Raw genomic sequence first — 22,303 nt, 5'->3', positions numbered from 1 at the left:
GGGCAAAGATGCCCTCGTGATGGCGCCGGTGGCAGCGTCAGCCGTCGTCGGCCAGGCGGACCGCCCCGGCCGGTTTACCTCCCGGGTCGCGCACGACCCGGATCCCTTCCCGGCTGACGTCGGCCGGGCCGGGCATCTGGCTGCCCGGCAGGCCGACGGCGGCCCGAGCCCACGCCATGCCCTCGATCAGGGCCTTCTCGCCCCGCGCGCCGGCGGCCAGGAAGCCGGCCAGCATCGCGTCGCCGGCGCCGACGGTGCTCACCGGATCGATCGGATCGGCGGTGCCGAGGACCGCGCCGGAGGAGTCGACGAGTACGGCGCCGTCGGCACCGAGGCTCGCCAGTACTGCTTTGACGCCCCGGGACAACAGCTTCTCCGCCGCGGCGACGACATCGGCGATGCTGTTCAGCGGGGTCCCGACCGCCGCGGCCAACTCCTGCCGGTTCGGCTTGACCAGATCGGGACCGGCGTCGAGCGCGGCCACGAGCGCCGCACCGCTGGTGTCGACCGCGACCCTGACCCCGTGCTCGGCGAACACTGACGTCAGGTTCGCGTAGACACCGTCCGGCACGCCCGGCGGCAGGCTGCCGGACAGCACGGCCCAGGAAGCAGGAGCGTTCTCAATGCCCTGTGACACGCACCGGTCCACGACGGTGTCGGCGAGCAGCTCCACCTCCTCGTCGGTCAGCGCCCCGCCGGGGGCGTTGACCTTCGTGGACCGGCCGTCGGCCTCGACCAGCGTGATGTTCGACCTGGTCCAGCCGGCGACCGGGACCTCGGTCACCGGGACGCCCGCCTTCTGCAGCAGCCGCACCAGTTCCTCGCCGTCCGGACCGGCACACGGGATCACCGCGTGCGAGTCGACGTCGAAGGCGCGCAGCACCCGGGTCACATTGACGCCCTTGCCGCCGGGGTCGATGCGCGCGGAGGTGGCGCGCAGCACCTCGCCGCGGCGCAGCGACTGCAGGCCCAGCGTGCGGTCCAGGCTGGGGTTGAGGGTGAGGGTCACGATCATGCCCGGACCACCCGCACCCCGGCGCCGCCGAAGTCGGCGGCGGTCTCCTCGTCCAGACCGGCGTCGGTGATGAACAGATCGACGTCGTCCAGGCCGCCGAAGCGGGCCATGCAGTCGTTGCCGACCTTGGTGTGGTCGGCCAGCAGGACGGTGCGCCGGGCCGCGCCGATCATCGCGCGCTTCACCGCGGCCTCGGCCAGGTCCGGGGTGGTCAGGCCGCGTGCGACGGAGACTCCGTTGGTGGCCATGAAGGCCACGTCCACACACAGCTGGGACAGCGGGGCCAGAGCCCATTCGTCCACCGCGGCCAGCGTGCGGCCGCGGATCCGGCCGCCGAGCATCAGGACCGTGAGATTCGGCCGCGCGACCAGTTGCGCGGCCAGCGCCGGGGCGTTCACCACGACGGTCAGCTCCCGGTCGGCCGGCAGCACCGAAGCCAGCCGGCCGGTGGTGGTGCCGGCGTCGATGATGATCGAGCCCTCCTCCGGGAGCTGGTCCAGGGCCGCCTTGACGATCCGCTCCTTCTCCGCGGTCATGCTCTGGTCGCGCACGGCCAGCGCCGGCTCGAATCCGAGCCGCTCGACCGGGATCGCCCCGCCGTGCACCCGGCGTACGAAGCCGGCCCGCTCCAGCGCCGTCAGGTCCCGGCGGATCGTCTCGGTGGTCACCGTCAGGTCCTCGGCCAGGACCACGACGTCCACCCGGCCGTCGACGCGCGCCTTGTGCAGGATCGCCTGCTGTCGTTCCTCTGCGTACATGGGCCACCCCGGGTGTGCTTGGTTTCCGCGCCGTTTCCCTTTGTTCGTGTTGGTTTTACAGCCGGTTCGGGGGGCTGTCAAGGCTCCGACCTCGGCGGTCGCAGGCCTCTGATTCTTCGGACGGCAGGCTCTGGCCGTCCGGCCCGGGCGGGAGTAGCATCCCGGGTGAATTCGTGGATTGAATCGATTTAATCCGTAAGACCAGTACTCCCATCGCTTTTTCGAAGGCGCGATCCCCCGTGCTCGAAAACGTTTCAGGAGGCGTGGATCCATGAAGCACATCCCCATCGCCGTGCTCGCTTTCGGCCTGACGATCGGCGGTGTCGGCACCGCCGTCGGCGATCCGGTACCAGCCCTCGCGAACGCGGCCCCACATGCCGCGTCGCAATCCGCATCGCAATCCGCACTGCTTGCCGCACCACATTCCGCACCGCGATCGGCGACCTTGCACACCGCCGCGACCAACCCCTGCGCCGCCGACAACCTGTCCCCCACCTCTCGGACGGTCGCCCCGGTCGCGATCTACGGAACCAGCGGCACCGTCAGCAACTCCTCGGCACTGCTGAGCGGGCAAAGCACTCGACTGACCGGAAACGATTCCGCCGTGACGGTCGACTTCGGCAAGGACGTCGGCGGCGTGGTGACGCTGAACTTCGCCGGTGCCAGCGACTCCTCGCAAAGCGTCGGGCTGGCCTTCTCGGAGTCCAGCCAGTTCGTCGGCACCGGCAGTGACGCCTCCAGCGGCGGCGGCGCGGACGGCGCGCTGTTCGCGGCGGTTCCGGCCGGCGGCGGCAGCTACACCATGCCGAAGGACAAGCTGCGCGGCGGATTCAGGTACCTGACACTCTTCCTGAACTCCGGCGGTTACGCCGACATCAACGGCGTTTCGCTGGCGTTCAGCGCGGCTCCCAACGCCTCGGACCCGGCCGCGTACCCGGACTACTTCTGCTCCAACGACGACACCCTGAACCGCCTCTGGTACGCCGGCGCCTACACCACGCAGCTGGACACCATCGATCCGACCGAGGGCCGGGCCTGGCCGCCGCCCTCGTCGGGATGGGAGAACAACGCCGTCATCGGCACCGGCACCGAGGTGCTCACCGACGGCGCGAAGCGGGACCGCACGGTGTGGCCCGGCGACATGGGCGTCTCGGCGGTCACCGCGTACGTGAGCACCGACGACATGCTCGGCGTCCGCAACTCCTTGACCACGATGTACCAGGGCCAGAAGTCGACCGGCGAGCTGCCGTTCAGCGGCCCGGCGTTCAACCTCTACGGCTCGGACACATACCACATGTGGACCCTGATAGGGACGTACACGTACTACCTCGACACCTCCGACAAGGCCTGGCTGGACAGCATCTGGAGCAAGTACCAGCTCGGGATGAGCTTCATGACGGCCAAGATCGACGGCAACAACCTGCTGAACGTCACCAACACCAACGACTGGGCGCGCGGCGACCAGGGCGGGGAGAACATCGAGGCCAACGCCATGCTGTACGAGGCGCTGACCACCGGCGCCCGGCTGGCCACGGCCGAGGGCAACGGCTCGCTGGCCGCGACGTACACGAATCAGGCTGCGAACATCAAGAACGCCGTCAACGCCACGCTGTGGGACGGATCGGTCGGCGCCTACAAGGACAATCCGACCAGCACGCTGTACCCGCAGGACGGAAACTCCCTCGCCGTCTGGTACGGCCTGACCACGCCGTCGCAGGCCACTGCGGTCGCCGCGCACCTGCGCGGGAACTGGAACAGCCTGGGAGCTCAGGCCCCTGAGTTCAACGACAATCTCTCGCCGTTCTCCGGCTCGATGGAGCTCTTCGCGCACTTCGCGGCCGGCGACGACGTCAACGCGCTCAACCTGATGCGCGACGAGTGGGGCTACCAGCTCGCCTCACCGATCGGCACCGCCAGCACCTTCTGGGAGGGCTTCGCCAACAACGGCACGCTCAACGCGTATTCGAGCTCGTTCACCAGCCTCGCGCACGGCTGGTCGACCGGGCCCACCGGCGCGCTGACCACCGACGTGCTGGGCGTCTCCCCCACCGCGCCGTCCGGGACCGCGTACCAGGTCGTGCCGCATCCCGGTGACCTGACGCACGTCGAGGGCCTGCTCACGGTGGCCGCCGGCAAGCAGATCCAGGCCGGCTACGACCACGACACGGCCGGCGACTTCAGCCTGACGGTGAACTCCTCGACCAACAGCGGGTCCACCGGCGTGATCGCCGTACCGACCTGGGGCCAGAGCCGGACGGTCACGGTCAACGGGCAGACCGCGTGGAACGGCAGCGCGTTCGTCGGAGCGCCCGGGATCGCCAGTGCCGACACCGACGGCCAGTACGTGTACTTCCGCGGCGTGGCACCCGGCGCGTACACGCTCGCGTACAGCGCTTCGGCGACCGCCCCGCCGATCGGCTACCGCGCGCTGCCGGGGACGTGGACGCGCTGCGCCGCCGAGAACGGCACCTGCGCCGTGAACGGCACGTCGGTGATCGCCTTCGGCGCCGACGCGCGCTTCAACTACCTGCAGACCGGCAGCGCCACCAGCTGCTCCGACTCGGTCTTCGGCGACCCGAACAACGGTGTCGCGAAGTGGTGCTACGTGCAGACGACGCAGCCTCCGCCGCCGGGGTGGCAGCAGTGCTCGACCGAGAACCAGAACTGCTCCTACAGCGGCCTGATGACGATCGCGTTCGGCGCGAACGGCACGTACAAGTTCGCCACCCTCGGCGGCAACGGCACGGCCTGCGACGACGCGGTCTTCGGCGACCCGACCCCCGGCGTGGCCAAGGCCTGCTACCTGCTGGGCCCGCCGCCGAGCTTCGCGACGTGGACGGCCTGCGCGGCCGAGAACGGCAGTTGCACGTTCTCCGGCAGCCACGAGGTCGCCTTCGGTGTGAACGGCCGGTACTACTTCGGCAGCTTCAGCGGCGGCACCCCGTGCACGAACACCGTGTTCGGCGACCCGGCGTTCGGCTCGGCGAAGGCGTGCTACGTGCAGTAGCGCGCATGGCGAGGGCCGTCGGCCGGCGTGGTGTCACCGCGTCGGCCGGCGGCCCTTGCACGGCCATCCGTCTGAATCGATTCATCAACGATCAACGGAGAACCCCGCGAGGCCTTGAGTTTTTCATCAAACTGCTTACATTCGTCCATTGCCGATGATCGCTGCTGATGAGCAGGTACTTTCGGCGCACCACCAAGGCCGGAATCCACCCCCTGACTCGCCGCCCCCGCTCCACTACCCTTGACGCACCCCACCCCCGGAGCTAACCTCGCGGCAATTTCATTGAAACAATTCACTCGTCGTCCGGCGGCAGCGCCGGGCAGACCCAGGAGTGTCGTCTCATGAAGAAACCCGACCCGGACCCCGACGTTCCGGTCCTCGCGCTCGAGGGGGTGAGCAAGTCCTTCGGCGCTGTGCGTGCGCTGCGTTCGGTGTCCCTCTCGCTCTTCGCCGGCGAGGCGCACGCGCTGGCCGGCGAGAACGGAGCCGGCAAGTCGACGCTGATCAAGGTGCTGGCCGGGGTGCACCGGCCGGATGAGGGCCGCGTGCTGCTGGGCGGCGTGCCGGTGGAGTTCGGCGGGCCCGCCGCGGCGCGCGACGCCGGGGTGGCCGTCATCTACCAGGAACCGACGTTGTTCCCCGACCTGAGCGTGGCGGAGAACATCTTCATGGGGCGCCAGCCCAAGCGCTCGTTCGGCCGCGTCGACCACCGCGCGGTGCACCAGGCCGTGGCGGGCCTGTTCGCCCGGCTCGGCGTCGCGATGGATCCGGAGCGGCCCGCGCGCGGACTGTCCATCGCCGACCAGCAGCTGGTCGAGATCGCCAAGGCGCTGTCCTTCGACGCGCGGGTGCTCATCATGGACGAGCCGACCGCGGCGCTCACCGGCAGCGAGGTGGCGCGGCTGTTCACCGTGGTGCGGGCGCTGCGGGAGCAGGGCGCCGCGGTGCTGTTCATCTCGCACCGGCTCTCGGAGGTGTTCGAACTCTGCCAAAGGGTCACGACGCTGCGCGACGGGGCGCTGGTGGCCGCCGAGCCGCTGGCCGGACTGACCGAGGCCGACCTGGTACGGCGGATGGTCGGCCGCACCCTCGACGAGCTCTACCCCAAGCAGCCGGCCGAGGTCGGCGAGGTCGCCCTGGATGTCAGCAGGCTGACACGCGAGGGCGTCTTCACCGACGTCTCCTTCCAGGTGCGCTCCGGGGAGATCGTGGGCCTGGCGGGGCTGGTCGGCGCCGGACGCAGCGAGGTCGCGCGCGCCGTGTTCGGCATCGACCGGTTCGACGCCGGGCAGGTCGCGGTGGCGGGGCGCAAGCTCAAGGGGGGTTCGCCGAGCCTGGCGATGGCCGCGGGCCTGGCCCTGGTCCCGGAGGACCGGCGGGCGCAGGGCCTGATCATGCAGATGAGCGTCGAGCGCAACATCGGCCTGGCCGATCTGCCCGCGCACCACCCCGCCGGGCTGGTCAGCCGGCGCGCCGAACGCGATCGCGCGGTGGACTGGGCCGCCAAGCTCCAGGTGAAGTACACGCGCCTGTCCGATCTGGTCGGCACGCTGTCCGGGGGCAACCAGCAGAAGGTCGTGCTGGCCAAGTGGCTGGCCACCGGGCCGCGGGTGCTGATCGTGGACGAGCCCACGCGCGGCATCGACGTCGGCACCAAGGCCGAGGTGCACCGGCTGCTCTCGCAGCTGGCGGCGGACGGCGTCGCGGTGCTGATGATCTCCTCGGACCTGCCGGAGATCCTGGGCATGGCCGACCGGGTCCTGGTGATGCGCGAGGGCCGGATCAGCGCCGAGATCCCCCGCGCGGGCGCGACCGAGCAGACCGTGATGGCGGCGGCCACCGGCGCGGCGGTCGGGGACGCGGCAGGGGGTGCGATATGACGGCCTCCACGACGGCGGCCGAGCAGCCGCTGCTCGCCGCCGAGGCGCCGCGGGCCCTGCTGGACCGGGTGCTGCGGATGCGCGAGTTGGCCATCCTGGTGGTGCTGGCCGTGATGCTGGTCGCCACGCAGATCGACAACACCTCGTTCCTGTCCCAGCAGGGAATCAAGGACCTGCTTCTCAACGGCACGATCCTGGTGCTGGTGGCGGTCGGCGAGGCGGTCGTGGTGATCACCGGCAACGTCGACCTGTCGGTCGGCTCGGTGCTGGGCGTCACGGCCTTCGCCGCCGGCGATCTGTTGCGACACGGCGGGAATCCGGTCCTGGCGATCGGCTTGGCGGTGGTCCTCGGGGCCGGATTCGGCGCCTTCAACGGGATCCTCGTGGGCCTGGGCCAGGTGCCCTCGCTGGTGGTCACGCTGGGGACGCTCTACATCATCCGCGCCCTGGACTCGATCTGGGTCGGCTCCCGCGAGGTCACCGCGAGCCTGTTGCCGAGCGGCTACAAAAGCTTCGGCCACAACGGAATCTGGGCGATCCCGTATCTGGCGCTGCTGGCCGTCGTCGTGCTGGTCGCGGTCGGGTACTTCCTGCGCAACTACCGCAGCGGCCGGGAGTGCTACGCGCTCGGCTCGCACGCGCAGGCCGCGGCGCTGGCCGGCGTTCCGGTTCGGCGACGCGTGCTGGGTGCCTTCATATTGTGCGGCGCGCTGGCAGGCCTGGCCGGGGCGCTGTATCTGGCCCGGTTCAGTTACGCCGACGCCGGGACCGGCACCGGCTACGAACTCACCGTCGTCTCGGCCGTGGTGGTCGGCGGCGTCGGCTTCACCGGGGGCTCGGGCAGCGTCTACGGCGCGGCGCTCGGCGCGCTGCTGCTCACCTCCATCAACAGCGTCCTGCCCGCGATCGGCGTCAGCTCGGTGTGGATCGAGGCGATCGACGGAGTCCTGCTGCTGCTGGCGATCTCGGTGGACCGGGTGGTGGCGCTGCGGATCGCCGGGCTGTTGCGCAGCCGGGCCCGACAGGTGAGGAGCGGCACCGATGGCTGAGGCCCCGGAAACCCTGAGCACACAAGGCCTGAGCGCACAAGGGATCGGACGCCGGCCGGCGCTGATCGGCGCCGTCCGGTGGGACACCGTCGTCGGGGCGCTGCTGGTGATCCTGATCGGCGTCTCCTTCAGCACCGTCGGCGGTTTCGGCAACGCGTTGAACATCAGCTTCCTGATCGGCAACACGCTGCCGGTCGCGGCGATCGCGCTGCCGATGACGATGCTGGTGGCGGCCGGCGAGATCGACCTGTCGGTGGGCTCCACGGTGGGCCTGTCGGGGGCGGTGATGGGCGCGCTGTGGAACCACGGCGTGAACATCAACGCGATCATCGTGATCTGCGCCCTGCTCGGCGTGGTCTGCGGCCTGGCCAACGCGCTGCTGGTGACCCGGCTCGGGCTGCCCTCGCTGGCCGTCACGATCGGCACGATGGCGCTGTACCGCGGCGTCGCGCAGATCGTGCTCGGCTCGAACTCGGTCACCGACTTCCCGCAGAACTACCTGGACTTCGGCTCGGGCCGGCTGGGCGGCTCGTTCCTGCCGACGGCCGTGCTGCCCTGGCTGGTGCTGGCGGCGCTGGCGGTCGTGGTGCTGCACGCCACCGGCTTCGGCCGCTCGGTGTTCGCCGTCGGCGCCTCGCCGGAGGCCGCCTGGTACGCCGGGGTCCGCGTCAAGCGGGTCAAGCTGTCGCTGTTCGTGGCCACCGGCTTGATCTCCTCGCTCACCGGCGTGTTCTGGGTGCTGCACTACGCCAGCGCCACGTACAGCAACGCCACCGGACTGGAGCTGTCGGTGGTGGCCGCGGTGCTGCTCGGCGGCGTGGACTTCGACGGCGGCCGGGGCACGCTCGGCGGCGCGATCGCGGGGGTGTTCCTGCTCGGCACGCTGCAGAACGTGATGAGCCTGGCCGACGTCTCCGCGCAGTCCCAGACGGTCGTCACCGGCGTGCTGCTGACCGTTTCCGTGCTCGGGCCGCGGGTGGCCCGGCAGGTGTTCGCCAGGCAAGCCCGACTCCAACCAATGAGGGGAAAGTCATGAGCACAGTCCTGATACGCACCACTCCGCGCCTGCGGCGCAAAGCCCCGCGCGCCGTCGCGGCGCTCGCCGCGAGCGGGCTGATCGCGCTGAGCCTGAGCGCGTGCGGCGGCGCCACCAAGAGCTCGACGGACAAGGCCGCCTCGACCGCGCCGGCCGTGACGCAGAGCGGATCGGCCGATCCGAACGCCGCGACCAAGAAGGGCCTGACCGTCGCGTTCCTGCCCAAGCAGGTCAACAACCCGTACTTCAACATCTCCGACGCCGGCGGCAACACCGCGCTGACCGCACTCGGCGAGAGTTACAAGGAGGTCGGCACCACCAGCGCCACCGACACCGCCGGACAGGTGTCCTACGTCAATACCCTGACGCAGCAGCACGTGTCGGCCATCGCGGTGTCCGCGCAGGACCCCGGCGCGCTGTGCACGGCGCTCAAGCAGGCGATGAGCGCGGGGATCAAGGTGGTCACGTACGACTCGGACACCGATCCGGGCTGCCGGCAGGTGTTCGTGTCGCAGGCCAGCTCCGAGGCGCTGGGCCGCAGCGAGGTCGACCTGCTGGGCAAGGAGCTGAACTACAGCGGGCAGATCGCGATCCTGTCGGCGGCGCAGACCGCGACGAATCAGAACGCGTGGATCGGCTTCATGCAGGACGAGTTGAAGAAGCCGCAGTTCGCGAACATGAAGCTGGTGAAGATCGCGTACGGGAATGACGACGCGCAGATGTCGTTCCAGCAGACGCAAGGCCTGTTGCAGCAGTACCCGGGATTGAAGGGGGTCATCTCGCCGACCACGGTCGGGATCAAGGCCGCCGCGCAGTACCTGGACGGGTCGCAGTACAAGGGGAAGGTACTTCTCACGGGGCTGGGGACGCCGAACGACATGCGGTCGTACGTGCAGGACGGGACCGTGAAGGCGTTCGAGCTGTGGGACCCGGGCAAACTCGGACAGCTCGCCGCGTACACCGCGGTCGCGCTGGCTTCCGGGCAGATCTCCGGCGGGCAGGGGCAGACGTTCACCGCCGGGGCGCTGGGGAGCTTCACGATCGGTGCGCAGGGGGTGGTCACGCTCGGTGCGCCGACGGTGTTCGACTCCTCGAACATCGGTCAGTTCAACTTCTAGCCGGACTTGCGGGCCGCGCGGTGTGGTTCACCGCGCCGCGCGGCCGCGCGGCGTGATGGTGGGCGTGAGCATGATCGCGAGCCGAACATGACCGTCATCAAGGACGTGGCACGGCGCGCGGGCGTGTCCGTGGGCACCGTGTCCAACGTCATCAACAACCCCGACCGGGTCGGCGCGGAAACGCGCCGCCGGGTCGAGGCGGCCATCGACGAGCTGGGGTACGTGCGCAACGTGCACGCCCGCCAGCTGCGAGTAGGCCACAGCCGCATCATCGGGCTGCTGGTGCTGGATCTGGGGAACCCGTTCTTCGTCGACGTGGCGCGTGCGGCCGAGCGGGCGGCGCACCGCGCGGGGCTGGGCGTGATGGTGTGCACGAGCAACCAGAGCGCGGCCGAGGAGGCGGAGTACCTGGCGCTGTTCGCCGAGCAGCGGGTCCGCGGCGTCCTGCTGACCCCGGCGGACGGCACCGGCCGCAGCGTCGAGGCGTTCGGCCGGCACGGGATACCGTTCGTGCTCGTGGACCGGGTCGGCGCCGGCGGCGCGGGCTGCTCGGTCTCGGTGGACGACGTCGCCGGCGGCACCCTGGCGGTCCGGCACCTGACGGCCGCCGGCCACCGGCACATCGCCTACGTCAGCGGCCCCCCGCACCTCCAGCAGATCCGCGACCGCCGCACCGGCGCCCACGCCGCACTGGCCGAGGCGGGCCTCGGCCCGGAGGCGCTGACCGAGCTGCCGACGCAGACCCTGGACGTGGCAGCCGGCCGCGACGCCGCGAGCCGCCTGCTGGGCCTGCCGCAGCGTCCGACAGCGGTGTTCTGCGCGAACGACCTGATCGCCCTCGGCGTGCTGCAGACGCTGTTCGCGGCCGGCGTGGACGTCCCGCACGACCTGGCGATCGTCGGCTACGACGACATCGAGTTCGCCGCCGCGGCCGCCGTTCCGCTGACCTCGGTACGCCAGCCCGGCGCGGCGATGGGGAGCTTGGCTGCGGAGCTGCTGTTGGAGGAGCTGGCTGAGGACGGCGGGCGGGGCGGGGGCGGCGGGCCCGGCGGGGGCGGGAGCGGCGGTCCCGGCGGCGAGGGCGGGGGCGGTGGGCCCGGCGAGCGGGGCGAGGGCGAGGGCGGCGCGCCCGGCGAGCGGGGCGAGGGCGAGAGCGGCGGGCCCAGCGGGCATGCGCACCGGCAGGTGGTTCTGCAGCCGGAGTTGGTGGTGCGACGGTCTTCGTTGCGGCGGGCGCCTTAGAAACACTGAGTAGTTACGAGGGTTGGGACAAGCCGTCGTCCCGTAGCGCCGGGCTGTCCGCCGAGCTGTCCGCCGAGCGGGCGTGGGGCAGGCGCCAGAGGTCGGCGGCCTGTTGGCGCTGGTCGGCGGTGAGCAGGCTGTCGGCCTTCACGGCGGCGAACTCGCGGATCAGGGCGTGGAGCTGGTATCGGCCGTGGCGGGGGGATTGGAGCAGGTTCAGGTCGACCAGGCGCTCCAGGATCTGTTCGGCGGCGGCGGGTGGCTGTCCGAGCAGGGCGGCGGCGACTGGGAGACCCAGTTCCGTACCGTTCCATAAACCCAGGAGGCACAACGAGTTCACCAGCGTGTTGCCGGGGTCCGTGGCCGCGAGCGCTGTGAATCCGGTCTCGAAGGTCGCGCGGACGTCGTGGTCGCCGAACCGGAGCTCGTCGAAGAAGCACACAGCGTCGGCAGCGTTCGGGCGCGTGAGGCGGCCGGCCAGGTCGGCGAGATGCCAGGTGGGGCGGGCGGCGATGCGGCTGCCGGCGGCGCGCAGGGCCAGTGGGAGTCCGGCGCAGGCGGCCAGGATCTGGGCGGTGGCCTCGGGTTCGGCGGCGGTGCGGTCGGCGCCGGCGATGCGGGTCAGCAGTGCGTGCGACGCGGGCGGTGTCAGGGGGCTGAGTGCGACGCGCAGTGCGCCGGCTATGCCGACGCGGCGGTCCCGCGTGGTCGCCAGCAGGGCCGATCCCGGGGCGGAGGGGATGAGCGGGGCCAGCTGCGCGGTGTCGTGGACGTCGTCGAGCAGGACCAGTACCTGGCGCTCGGCCAGCAGGCTGCGGTAGAGCGCGGCGCGTTCCAGGTCGGAGGTCGGCAGGTCGTCCGGGGAGATGCCGAGCAGGCGCAGGAAGGAGGTGAGGACGTCGCGCGGATCAGCTGGTGACGGTGAGCTGCCGAGCAGGTCGGCGTAGAGCTGGCCGTCGGGGAAGCGGTCGGTGAGCAGGTGGGACGCGTGGATCGCGAGGGCGCTCTTGCCGACGCCGGGCATGCCGTCGATGACCGCGGCGAAGGCGGCACACTGCTCCAAGGATTGCGTGACCGCGTCGATGACGCAGTGAAGCTCGGCCTCGCGGCCGGTGAAATCAGCCGTGTCCCAAGGCAGCGCGCGCGGCGTGGGCCAGGCGACGAAAGCGGCGTTCGGCTCGTCGTCGCCCTCCGGCTCGGCCGACACGATCTCGGCGGACACAGTCTCGGCGGACACAATCTGGGCAGTCGCGGCGTCGCCGGCCCCGTCGGCGACCGCCACCTTCCTCCCGGCGTCCATCGCCAATATCCCCTGATGCAGCGCCCGCAACTCAGGGCTCGGCTCCATGCCCAGGTCCCGGACCAGCACCGAGCGCAGCAGCCGGTACACCTGCAGCGCCTCGGCCCGGCGGTCGGCGGCGGCCAGCGCGGACATCAGCAGCGCGTAGGCGGGTTCGCGGTGCGGGTGGTCGGCGGCCAGGCGGCGCAGCGCGGCCACGGCGTCGGCGGCGCGGCCCAGCGCGATGTCCGCGCGGGCCCGCAGCTCGATCGCCTCCACCCGCAGCTCGGCCCAGGCCGCGGCCTCCTCCAGGTGCAGGAGTTCGGAGGGGACGTCGGCCAGCGGCTCACCGCGCCACAGTGCCAACGCCTCGGCGGCGAGGCGGGCCGCCGTGGGCCAGTCGCCGGCCGCGGCCGCGGCGTGGCCGGCCTGGCAGCGCGCCACGAAGATCCTGGTGTCCAGCTCGGTGCCGGGGTCGAGCAGGATGCGGTAGCCGGGGGCGACGGTCTCCAGGCGGCCGGCCTCCGGGCCCAGGCAGCGGCGCAGGCGCATCACGTGGCTGCGCAGCGTCGTCACCGCGCCGTCCGGCGGGTCGGCGCCCCAAACCGCGTCCACGAGCCCGTCCACGCTCACCACGCGGTTGGCCTGGCACAGCAGCGCGGCCAGCAAAGCCCTGGTCCGGGCCGACGGCAGGGGCGAGGGGACACCGTCCAGCCGGATGTCCACCGGACCCAACAGCCCGAACCAAACGGTAGAGCTCACCCCCGTGCCCCTTCCCCAAACCCTTGTTCAACAGGTATTCAACACCAAACCTGGAAACTGGCGCGGTCATATGTCGACGCAAGCGTCCTGACGCTCGCTGTCCGCGACACTCGGGGGAGGTGAGAGCGACGAAGACGATCTTGGTGCGCGCACGCCACGCGGCCACACCGGCGGTCCGCCGGTCGTCGGCACGGGCTGCCGTCACACCGGGCGTCGTGGACTCGCTCCTTCACATCCAGCGCCGCGAAGACCCGTTCCGCGACCGCCCGGCCGGAACGGCGACAGTGCAGCCCATCCTTGCGGCGGCGGCAGCATGACGGGAACGGCGACCGGGTTCGTCAGTACCTTGACCAACCCCGCCCCGCCGGTCCCGCCGACCGCGTGCCGGTGGTCCGGACATCCCAGGAATCCCTTGTCCGGCCACGTTTCCACCTCCTACAGCGTCGGCGGGTGGACCCAGGACTGAACGTCACCCACTCGTCGTACGCACATCACATCTCTCGGGGAGTTTCTCAACACCATGTCAACGGCAAAGAAGCGTTCGAAGATACTGTCCGTCGGGTCCATCCCGATGGCCACGGCCGTCATCGCGGCCCTGGGCATGTCGACCGCCCACGCACAGGGCAACGACACCAACAACGGCCAGACCGACTCGCTGGGCCGGGTCGCGATCGGCGGCACCCAGCCGGCCTGGGCCACCCCGGCCACCGAGAAGGCCGCGGTCCCGGCGACCCAGACCATCAGCACCCGGATCTTCCTGGCCGGCCAGAACGCCGACCAGCTGTCCGCGCTGGCGCAGTCGGTCTCCGAGCCGGGCAGCGCGAACTACCACAAGTACCTGACGCCCGCGCAGGTCCAGTCCGAGTTCGGCGCGACCGCCGACCAGGTCAAGACGGTCACCGACTGGGCGACCGGGGCCGGCCTGAAGGTCACCTCGATCGGCGACGGCTGGGTGGACACCTCGGGCCCGGCCTCGACGGTGCAGGCCGCCTTCGGCACCACGATCGCGAACTACGCCGCGCCCGACGGGCAGAGCCACTACGCGCCGTCCTCGGCCGCGATGCTGCCGGCACATGTGGCCAGCGTGATCTCGGGTATCTCCGGACTTTCTGACACGCCGACGGTGAACAAGCCGGCGTTGGCCACCTCCGCGGCCGCGGCCCAGGGTGCGGCCGCGGGCACCGCCGCGGGTACCGCCAAGGGCGGCCCGGCCGCCTCGGCGCACCCGGCGAGCTCGACGTTCGTGACCAACTGGTGCTCCCAGTACTGGGGCCAGAAGAGCTACGCCGGCATCCCCGCTCCGATCTGCGGCTACGACAGCGCGCAGCTGCGCAGCGGCTACGGGCTGGCCAACTCGGGCCTGACCGGCAAGGGCGCGACGGTCGCGATCATCGACGCGTACCTGAACCCGAACATCGTCTCCGACGAGCAGGTCTACAACGACCAGTTCCACCAGCAGCAGCTCCGCGCGGGCCAGTACAGCGTCTCGGCGAACCCGGGGGCGTTCAACAACCAGGCGGCCTGCGGCGCCGACAAGTGGAACCAGGAGCAGGCGCTCGACGTCGAGGCCGTGCACAACATGGCCCCGGACGCGAACATCGTCTACGTCGCCGCGAACTCCTGCAACGACAACGACCTGATGGCCGCGTACTCCTCCGTGGTCAACAACCACTCCGCGGACATCGTCTCGGGCTCGATCGACGGCCTGATGCACACCAACGGCTGGAACCAGGACGCCGCCACCCGCGCCGCGTACGACCGCATCTTCATGCGGGGCGCCCTGGAGGGCATCAGCTTCAACTTCGCCACCGGCGACTGCGGCGACAACGACCCGGCGAACGCGGCCACCGGCGGCAACTGCCAGTCCGACTCGACCGGCAAGCAGACCGCCTGGCCGGCCAGCTCGCAGTGGGTCACCGCGGTCGGTGGCACCTCGCTGAAGGTCGACCAGAACGGCAACTACGGCGGCGAGGAGCCCTGGGGCGACTACCTGACCCCGGCCGGCAACCCGGCGAACCTGCAGCCCGGCCGGTTCGACGGCGGCGCCGGCGGCGGCACCTCCACCGACGTGCCGCAGCCGTTCTACCAGACCGGCTCGGTCCCGACCTCGATCTCGCAGACCGCCCCGAACGGCACGCACCTGAGCCACCCCATGCGGGTCACCCCGGACGTGTCCATGGACGCCGCGCCCGAGACCGGCATGGCGGTCTACGACGCCCCCGGTGGGAACCCCGACTGGGCGCCGATCGGCGGCACCTCGCTGGCCACCCCGCTGTTCGCCGGCGTCGAAGCACTGCAGATGCAGGCGCACGGCGGCGTCGCGCCGGGCTTCGAGAACGCGACGATCTACTCGAACGCGAGCAAGTTCCGCGACGTCACCGCCAACGGCGGCCTGAAGACGATCTACCCGCAGGCCTACGACAACAGCGGCAACGTCACCTCGGCGCAGGTCGAGTACATGGGCCAGGACACCTCGCTGAAGGCCGGCCCCGGCTTCGACACCGCCACCGGCCTCGGCTCGCCGACGCTGGGCTTCGTGCAGGGCAACTACGACGCCGACCGCGTGAGCCGCATCGCCGGCGCGGACCGCTACCAGACCGGCATCCAGATCTCGCAGCAGCAGTACGCGACGGGGTCGGCCAACGCCGTGGTCCTGGCGATCGGCTCGAACTACCCCGACGCGCTCGCGGGTGTGCCGCTGGCCAAGAAGGTGGGCGGCCCGCTGCTGCTCACCCCGGGCAACGTGGAAGACCCGCAGGTGGTCGCCGAGATCCACCGGGTGCTCAAGCCCGGCGGCAAGGTGTACGTGCTCGGCGGCACGGCCGCGATCACCCCGAAGGTGGTCAACGGCCTGGGCCTGCCGGCCGCGCAGATCACCCGGATCGGCGGCGCGGACCGCTACGACACCGCGCTGAAGATCGCCGGCGCCCTGGGCAACCCGAGCCACGTGGTCCTGGCCACCGGCAACGGCTTCGCCGACGCGCTGGCCTCCGGCCCGTACGCGTCCACGGTGTTCGCCGACAACGGCAACCCGGCGGCGATCCTGCTGACGAACGACAAGACCATGAACCCGGCGGTCGCGGCCTACGCGCACAACGCCAAGGCCGTCACCGCCGTCGGCGGCCAGGCCGTGGCCGCGGCGGCCGGCGCCCACCTGGCCAACGTCACCAAGTTCGCCGGCATCGACCGCTACGACACCGCGGCGCAGGTCGCCGGCACGTTCCACGGCGAGCACATCGCGGGCGTGGCGACCGGCCTGTCCTTCGCCGACGCCCTCACCGGCGCGGCCCAGCTGGCCCAGGCCGGCGGTCCGCTGGTGCTGACGAACGTGACGAACCTGCCGTCGTACACGGCGAACGCGCTGCACGGGATCAACGCCTCGCTGGGCGGCTCCGGCCTCATCGAGATCTTCGGTGGCCCGGTCGCGATCAACATGCCGACCGAGTACGCGATCGCCGCTGCCGCCGGCGCTATCGTCGAGGGCTGATTCATCGGGGTTCTTCAGGTGATGGTTTGACAGGCTCCCCGGCCTGAGTCCGCGCTCCGCCTTCGTGGCGGGGCGCGGACTTTTTGCATGAACCCCGGGGAGAGTGAGCACGTACCGTTCAGACAACTGATTCAGGACCCTCACACCTCGACCAAGGAGCCGCGCATGGAGCCGGACGCCACCGCCCAGGACGCTCGTGACGCTCATGACGCTCATGACGCCCGGGAAGGTCATGACGCTCAGACCACCTGCCCCAGACACCGTCTGGACCCCCTCGGCGGCAGCCCCCACACGAACAACGCCCGCTGGCTGACCGACGGCGCCGCCGCCAACGTCCTGATGCCCGGTGACGTCCCCGGCGCGCTGGTGCTCGGGCACGCCGCGCTGAAGGAGTTCCTGGCTTCCCCCGACGTCTCGAAAGATCCGGCCAACTTCGCCGAGTACCAGCAGGGACGCGTGCCGGACGGCTGGCCGTTGTCGGGGTTCACGCTCAATCGCAGCATGCTGACGGCCGACGGCACCGAGCATCGCCGCCTGCGGTCGGCGATCGGGAACACGTTTACGCGCGGGCGCATCAAGGCCCTGCGGCCGACGGTCGAGCAGCTGGTCGACCGCCTGCTGGACCAGATGGAGCACGCCGCCGCCGCATCCGCCGACGGCGTCGTCGACCTGCGGACCCAGTTCGCGCTGCCGTTGCCGCTGGAGGTGATCTGCGAGCTCCTGGGCGTCCCGGAGGCGGCCCGTGCGCGCCTGCACAAGATCAGCTCGGTGCTGGTGAACACCGACGTCCCCCCGGCCCAGGTGATCGCCGCCACCCAGGAGATGCTGGCCGTACTGAGCGGCATCGTGGCCGACCGGACGGAGCAGCCGCAGCAGGACCTCATCAGTGACCTGACCGCCCGCGCCGCCGACCCGGCCCTGCTGAGCCCGGAAGAGGTCACCGGCTCGCTGCGCAGCCTGTTCATAGCCGGCCACGAAACCACCATGGCCCTGCTGATGAACGCCGTCCGCGCACTGTCCGCGCACCCGGAGGCCCTGGACCTGGTCCGACACGGCAAGGCCACCTGGGCCGCGGTCGTGGAGGAGACCCTGCGCTGGGACGGCCCGGTCAGCTACTTCCCGCTCCGCTACCCGACGAAGGACCTCGACGTCGCGGGACTCCGCATCGAAGCCGGCACCGCGGTCCTGGCCGGCTACTCCGCAGCCGGCCGGGATCCGGCGGCCTACGGCCCCGACGCCGACCGCTTCGACGTCACCCGCGACGAGCGCGTCGAGCTCCTGGCGTTCGGCTACGGCCCGCACTACTGCCCCGGCGCGCCTTTGGCCAGGCTGGAGGCCGAGGTGGCGTTGGAGCGGCTGTACGCGCGGTTCCCCGAGCTGGACCTGGCGGTCGGGGAGGACCAGTTGGAGTATTCGCACACGTTTGTCGGCAATCTTGTGGTCGAGTTGCCGGTGCGGCTCGGGGCCGCGCGCCGCTGACCGGCCTCAGACTCCGATGACAGAGCCCAGATCTCCCAGACCTCGGTGAATCTCGGCCCTGCGATCCGGAAGCCGACCCACAACCCGCCCCCACGACCCACCGCCGAACCGACTATCCGGTCGCGAGGCTTCCGGTCGGCATCGATCGCACCCACGCGGCCTGCGACACCGGGCGGCCGGTGGCGATCACCAGCCTGGTGTCGGCGTCGATGACGACCTGCACGTTCGCCGAGAATCGGTGGTTCCGCGAGGACGCGGCCACGTTCCGGCCCCGCATCGGGATAGGCTTTAGCGGCTCCCGGGCGGCCCCGTGGATCCCCGCACCACCAGCGTCGGCTCGGTGGGGATCACCACGTCGGCCGGCGCCGTCCCCTCCAGCTGGTCGATGATTGCGTCGGCGCCGTATCGGCCGAGTTCCCACAGCGGCATGGCGATCGTCGTCAGCGGGGGCGTGAGGTAGGCCGCGATCGGGAAGTCGTCGTTGCCGATGACCGACAGGGCGTCGGGGACGGCCAGGCCGGCTTCGTGCGCGGCGTGGACGGCGCCGATCGCCTGGGCCAGGGAGCTCGCGTAGACGGCGGTCGCGCGGCCCGCCCCGATGATCGCGGCGGCGGCCTCGGCGCCGCCGGCCTCGGTGGGTTCGGCGTGCTCGACGTGGCAGACGGTCAGGCCGTGGGCGAGGGCTGATTCGGTGAAGGCGCGGGCGCGGTCGTCGCTGGGGGTGATGCCGGGCGGGCCGGCGATGTGGGCGACGTCGCGGTGGCCGAGGCCGGCGAGGTGGCGCAGCGCCAGGCGGCTGGACCCGGCGACGTCCAGCACCACGTTGCGGCCGGTGCCGGGGACCGCGCGGTCGAGGAACACGTGCGGGATGGTGGATTCGGCGAGCACGGCGATCAGCTTGTGCTCGGGACGGGAGGAGGCGACGATCAGGCCGTCGACGCGGCCGCCGTGCACCAGGTCGCGGAACGCCGACATGGCCGAGTGCTCGTCGAAGTCCTCTGACATCACCAGCACGTATCCGCGTTCCGCCGCGCGCTCGAAGGCGCCGCGCGCGATGGTCACGGCGGCCAGGTCGGTCAGCTTCGGCACGAGCAGGGCGACGGTGCGGCCGTTGGACGTCGCCAGCGCGCGGGCCGCGACGTGCGGGCGATACCCCAGGGCCTCGGCGGCCTCCATGATGCGCAGCCGGGTCTCGGGACGCGCCGAGAAGTCCTGGACGCCGTTGAGGACCTTGGAGGCGGCGGCTTTGGACACCCCCGCGCGCTGCGCCACGTCGGCCAGCCGAGCACGACCCCCGCGAAGGCCGTTCTGCGAACCTTGATCGGGTTCTGATACCACCGCCACCGCCCTCGCCGTCGCCTGGCTGCCGTGACTTTATCAGGGCCCGATCTGGAACCGCAGCCGCACCTTGGCCGCCACGCCCCCGGTTGGCTGGAATTCGTGGCGGGAGACCGGTCCGGCCGCGACGGTGCCGACCAGCTTCGGCCAGAACCTCGACGCCGGCCCGTTCGCGGGCAGGTAGCTGAGCGTCCAGGGCCCCGGGTGCCGCCGGAACAGCAGCCGGGCCGCCTGCCCGGCGACGCCACGGCCCCGGTGCCCGCGCACGACGAAGAACTCGCCGACGTGCCACGGGCCCACGTCGCCGGCGACGTCGCAGCGCGCGAGCGCGAACCCGGCCGGGCGCCCGGCGACGGTGATCAGGTATGGCGACCGTCACGCTGCCTGTCAGCAGCAACCCGATGGACATCGTCGTCAACCCGGCCGGAACCACCGCATACGTCGACACCAGCCCGGTGACCCGGGTCTACGCGATCGACCTCGCCACCGACACCGTCGCCACCAGCTTCCAGTCCTACGGCAGCGTCGCCGAGGCCATAGACCCGACCGGCAGCCGTCTCTACGGGGCCGACGACAGAACCATGGACGACGGCGCCTTCGCGGTGCTCGACACCGGGATCGGCGCGTACCTCGGGGCGGTCAAGGTGGCGGGCGAGCCCAGCGCCGTCGCCCTCGGCCCCGTGGCGTCCGGTACGACCACCGCGCTCGCCGTCTCCCCGTCCGGAATCACGACGCACGGCACCACCGTGACGCTGACCGCGACGGTCGCGGGCGCGGCGTCGGGAACCGTCCAGTTCTACGACTCCCCGACCGAGGGCGTCAGCCCCACGCCGCTAGGAGCACCGGTTCCCGTCTCCGGCGGCACCGCCGCCATCACCACCAGCACGCTCACCGTCGACACGCACGCCCTGAGCGCCGCGTTCACGCCGTCGACGGCAGGACTGCTGCGCTCAGCCTCGGCGCAGGTCTCCCCGGTGGTGAACCCCTAAGTCAGTTCCGAGCGGCCAGATAGCCCGAGAGGTGGTCGACCACCTCTCGGGCGTCGTCCTCGGCACCGTGGATGAACGTTGATTTGCGCCGTCGCAGTACCGGCAGCCCCAGCACGTACAGCCCCGGGCTGTCCTGCACGACGCCGCCGTCGTGCCGCAGACGTCCCTTGCCGTCGAGCACCGGCACGTCGAGCCAGTGGTAGTCGGGCCGGAACCCCGTGGCCCACACGACGGTCCGGATCTCGCCGCCGCGAAGATCGAGCTGGAGACGCGGAGAGGCCGGCACGCGCGTGGGTTCCGACGCCTCGGGTTTGTCGTCGATGTCGGGACCATCGCCGGCACTGGACATCGCGCCCGCCGCATCGGTCAGCGCCCAGCTGTCGAACGTGGCCAACAGCCGGTTCATCTTCAGATCCGCGAGCGAGCAGACGTTCCGCAGGCCTCCGGAGAACAGCGCACGGCCGTCGCGCACGGCCGCGAACCGTCCCACCGGCTCGACGCCCTGATCGATCAGAGTATTGAGATCCACGGCGACCCGGCCGGACGTCCCGGCCAGCTGCGGCGACGGCAGCCCCCGGGCCCGTTCCAGGTCGTCGACCTCGTCGTGCCGCTGGTCCCACACGCCGGAGGCGTCCATCCACCACAGGACGTCGCGCCCCCGATACACGCGCGGCAGCCGCACGTGCTCCCCCACCGACAGCACCACCGGCCGTCCGCTGCGCCGGATCTCCCCGGCCAGCTGCACGCCGGTGGCCGAGGCGCCGACGACGAGCACGCCGCCGTCGGGAAGGTCGTCCGGACCGGTGTAGTCGAAGGGAGTCAGCTGCCTGATGGAGTCCGGCAGCGCGCTGCCGACCGCCGGCACCGTCGGGACGTTGCAGGCACCGCTGGCGACGACCACCGTCCGGGCCTGTATCTCGCCCTGGTCCGTCCGCACGCGGTATCCGGTGCCCGCACGCCGTACCGAGGTGACCGTGACGCCGGTCCGCACCGGAGCCCGCGAGGCCGCGGCGAAGGCGCCGATGAAGTCGGCCACCTCGGCGGCCGTCATGTAGCCGTCCGGATCAGGGCCCTGGTACCGGTGGCCGGGCAGCCGGCTGAGCCAGTTCGGCGTCAGCAGCCGCAGCGAGTCCCAGCGCTCGCGGCGCCAGGAGTTGCCCACCTCGCCGCGTTCCAGGACCAGGTGGTCGATCCCCCGGGTCGCCAGGAAGTGGCCGGCGGCCAGGCCGGCGTGTCCGGCGCCGACCACCAGCGCGTCGGTGTGCTCGATGGCCGGGGCCCCTCAGGCGACTTCGACGGTGACGTCCGTCGGGTTGGTCAGCGCGTCGAACACCGCCGAGCGCTTCTGGGACTGGGCCACCAGCGCCTCGATCTCCTCACGGGAGGCGTCGGCGTCGATGGTGAAGGACACCTTGATGTCGTTGAAGCCGTTGCGGACGTCGCTGTCGGCGCCGAGGATGCCCCGGATGTCGTGCCGGCCCTCGACCGTCGAGGACACCGAGCGCAGCTGGATCCCGCGGTTCTGCGCGACCGACGCGACCCCGGCGGTCAGGCAGGCGGCCAGGCCCACCAGCAGGTACTCGATCGGCGTGATGCCGTTGTCCTCGGCGGCGAACACCGCGGGGTGGTCGGCCTCGAAGACCGACTCGGCCTTGTGGCTGTGCTCCTCGCCGAGGCCGAAGAAGTCCTTGACGGTCGTGGTGCTGTGCACGCCGTCGCGCCAGGTGGAGGTGGCCCGCCAGGTGAACTGCGCCGCTTCGGGGGCGCCCTTGAGGACCTCCCGCGCGTCGAGCAGTGCCTGCACGTTGACTCCGTTGGTGACCGTGGTCATGGGTCGAGCCCGCCTTCCGCCGATGACGTGAGG

General features: G+C 71.4%; 16 protein-coding genes and 1 pseudogene. 9 read left to right on the top strand and 8 right to left on the bottom strand.

Annotation, left to right across the window (positions count from 1 at the left end; translation table 11 throughout):
* Positions 1–37: 37 nt before the first annotated feature.
* Together pfkB and ABH920_RS16905 are read right to left on the bottom strand one after the other, a co-directional pair.
* A complete protein-coding gene (pfkB, locus tag ABH920_RS16910) occupies positions 38–1,015 on the bottom strand; it encodes a 1-phosphofructokinase (RefSeq protein ID WP_370349949.1) in 978 nt (325 codons plus the stop codon).
* A complete protein-coding gene (locus ABH920_RS16905) occupies positions 1,012–1,773 on the bottom strand; it encodes a DeoR/GlpR family DNA-binding transcription regulator (protein ID WP_370349948.1) in 762 nt (253 codons plus the stop codon). Before ABH920_RS16905 ends, pfkB begins: the two co-directional genes overlap by 4 nt.
* A 271-nt stretch (positions 1,774–2,044) precedes the next feature.
* Here ABH920_RS16905 and ABH920_RS16900 point away from each other — a divergent pair, with 271 nt between their 5' ends.
* From ABH920_RS16900 to ABH920_RS16875, 6 genes are all read left to right on the top strand, one after another.
* Complete coding sequence (locus tag ABH920_RS16900) at positions 2,045–4,780, top strand: trehalase family glycosidase (protein WP_370349947.1); 2,736 nt, start codon at positions 2,045–2,047, stop codon at positions 4,778–4,780.
* 341 nt (positions 4,781–5,121) lie between these two features.
* Positions 5,122–6,660: a sugar ABC transporter ATP-binding protein gene (locus ABH920_RS16895; RefSeq protein ID WP_370349946.1), complete on the top strand. Its 1,539-nt coding sequence runs from the start codon at positions 5,122–5,124 to the stop codon at positions 6,658–6,660.
* On the top strand, positions 6,657–7,709 hold the full coding sequence (locus ABH920_RS16890) for an ABC transporter permease (protein ID WP_370349945.1): 1,053 nt from the start codon (positions 6,657–6,659) through the stop codon (positions 7,707–7,709). Before ABH920_RS16895 ends, ABH920_RS16890 begins: the two co-directional genes overlap by 4 nt.
* Positions 7,702–8,745: an ABC transporter permease gene (locus tag ABH920_RS16885; RefSeq protein ID WP_370349944.1), complete on the top strand. Its 1,044-nt coding sequence runs from the start codon at positions 7,702–7,704 to the stop codon at positions 8,743–8,745. Before ABH920_RS16890 ends, ABH920_RS16885 begins: the two co-directional genes overlap by 8 nt.
* Positions 8,742–9,863 carry a rhamnose ABC transporter substrate-binding protein gene (gene rhaS, locus ABH920_RS16880; RefSeq protein ID WP_370349943.1) on the top strand — a complete coding sequence of 374 codons (1,122 nt, stop codon included), beginning with the start codon at positions 8,742–8,744 and terminating at the stop codon, positions 9,861–9,863. The genes ABH920_RS16885 and rhaS overlap by 4 nt, the downstream gene beginning before the upstream one ends.
* An 87-nt stretch (positions 9,864–9,950) precedes the next feature.
* Positions 9,951–11,105 (top strand): LacI family DNA-binding transcriptional regulator, encoded by a 1,155-nt coding sequence (locus tag ABH920_RS16875; RefSeq protein WP_370349942.1) that lies wholly within the window; start codon positions 9,951–9,953, stop codon positions 11,103–11,105.
* Between the two features lie 13 nt (positions 11,106–11,118).
* Here ABH920_RS16875 and ABH920_RS16870 read toward each other — a convergent pair whose 3' ends face one another.
* On the bottom strand, positions 11,119–13,146 hold the full coding sequence (locus ABH920_RS16870; RefSeq protein WP_370349941.1) for a BTAD domain-containing putative transcriptional regulator: 2,028 nt from the start codon (positions 13,144–13,146) through the stop codon (positions 11,119–11,121).
* A 571-nt stretch (positions 13,147–13,717) separates the two neighbouring features.
* Between ABH920_RS16870 and ABH920_RS16865 the strand changes: the two genes are divergently transcribed.
* Both ABH920_RS16865 and ABH920_RS16860 read left to right on the top strand, forming a co-directional pair.
* Positions 13,718–16,633, top strand: a complete 2,916-nt coding sequence (locus tag ABH920_RS16865; RefSeq protein WP_370349940.1) for a cell wall-binding repeat-containing protein — start codon at positions 13,718–13,720, stop codon at positions 16,631–16,633.
* 165 nt (positions 16,634–16,798) lie between these two features.
* Positions 16,799–18,112 carry a cytochrome P450 gene (locus tag ABH920_RS16860; protein WP_370349939.1) on the top strand — a complete coding sequence of 438 codons (1,314 nt, stop codon included), beginning with the start codon at positions 16,799–16,801 and terminating at the stop codon, positions 18,110–18,112.
* Between the two features lie 169 nt (positions 18,113–18,281).
* Here ABH920_RS16860 and ABH920_RS16855 read toward each other — a convergent pair.
* The 3 genes and pseudogenes from ABH920_RS16855 to ABH920_RS16845 form a co-directional block, all read right to left on the bottom strand.
* A pseudogene (locus ABH920_RS16855) lies at positions 18,282–18,371 on the bottom strand (IS5/IS1182 family transposase); the annotation flags it as partial.
* 29 nt (positions 18,372–18,400) lie between these two features.
* On the bottom strand, positions 18,401–19,384 hold the full coding sequence (locus ABH920_RS16850) for a LacI family DNA-binding transcriptional regulator (protein WP_370349938.1): 984 nt from the start codon (positions 19,382–19,384) through the stop codon (positions 18,401–18,403).
* A gap of 105 nt (positions 19,385–19,489) precedes the next feature.
* On the bottom strand, positions 19,490–19,750 hold the full coding sequence (locus ABH920_RS16845) for a hypothetical protein (protein WP_370349937.1): 261 nt from the start codon (positions 19,748–19,750) through the stop codon (positions 19,490–19,492).
* Between the two features lie 65 nt (positions 19,751–19,815).
* Here ABH920_RS16845 and ABH920_RS16840 point away from each other — a divergent pair, with 65 nt between their 5' ends.
* The gene (locus ABH920_RS16840; protein ID WP_370349936.1) at positions 19,816–20,439 is read left to right on the top strand and encodes an Ig-like domain repeat protein; all 624 of its coding nucleotides are present in this window, start codon (positions 19,816–19,818) and stop codon (positions 20,437–20,439) included.
* Position 20,440: 1 nt separating this feature from the next.
* Here the strand turns inward: ABH920_RS16840 and ABH920_RS16835 are convergent, their stop codons facing one another.
* Together ABH920_RS16835 and ABH920_RS16830 are read right to left on the bottom strand one after the other, a co-directional pair.
* Positions 20,441–21,691 (bottom strand): NAD(P)-binding domain-containing protein, encoded by a 1,251-nt coding sequence (locus ABH920_RS16835; RefSeq protein WP_370350281.1) that lies wholly within the window; start codon positions 21,689–21,691, stop codon positions 20,441–20,443.
* Positions 21,692–21,721: 30 nt separating this feature from the next.
* Positions 21,722–22,270, bottom strand: a complete 549-nt coding sequence (locus ABH920_RS16830) for an OsmC family protein (protein ID WP_370349935.1) — start codon at positions 22,268–22,270, stop codon at positions 21,722–21,724.
* Positions 22,271–22,303 lie beyond the last annotated feature (33 nt).

The sequence above is a fragment of the Catenulispora sp. EB89 genome, assembly GCF_041261445.1.
Taxonomy (GTDB): domain Bacteria; phylum Actinomycetota; class Actinomycetes; order Streptomycetales; family Catenulisporaceae; genus Catenulispora.
Note: the sequence above shows the minus strand (reverse complement) of the source record. Positions and strands in the feature narration are given on the sequence as shown.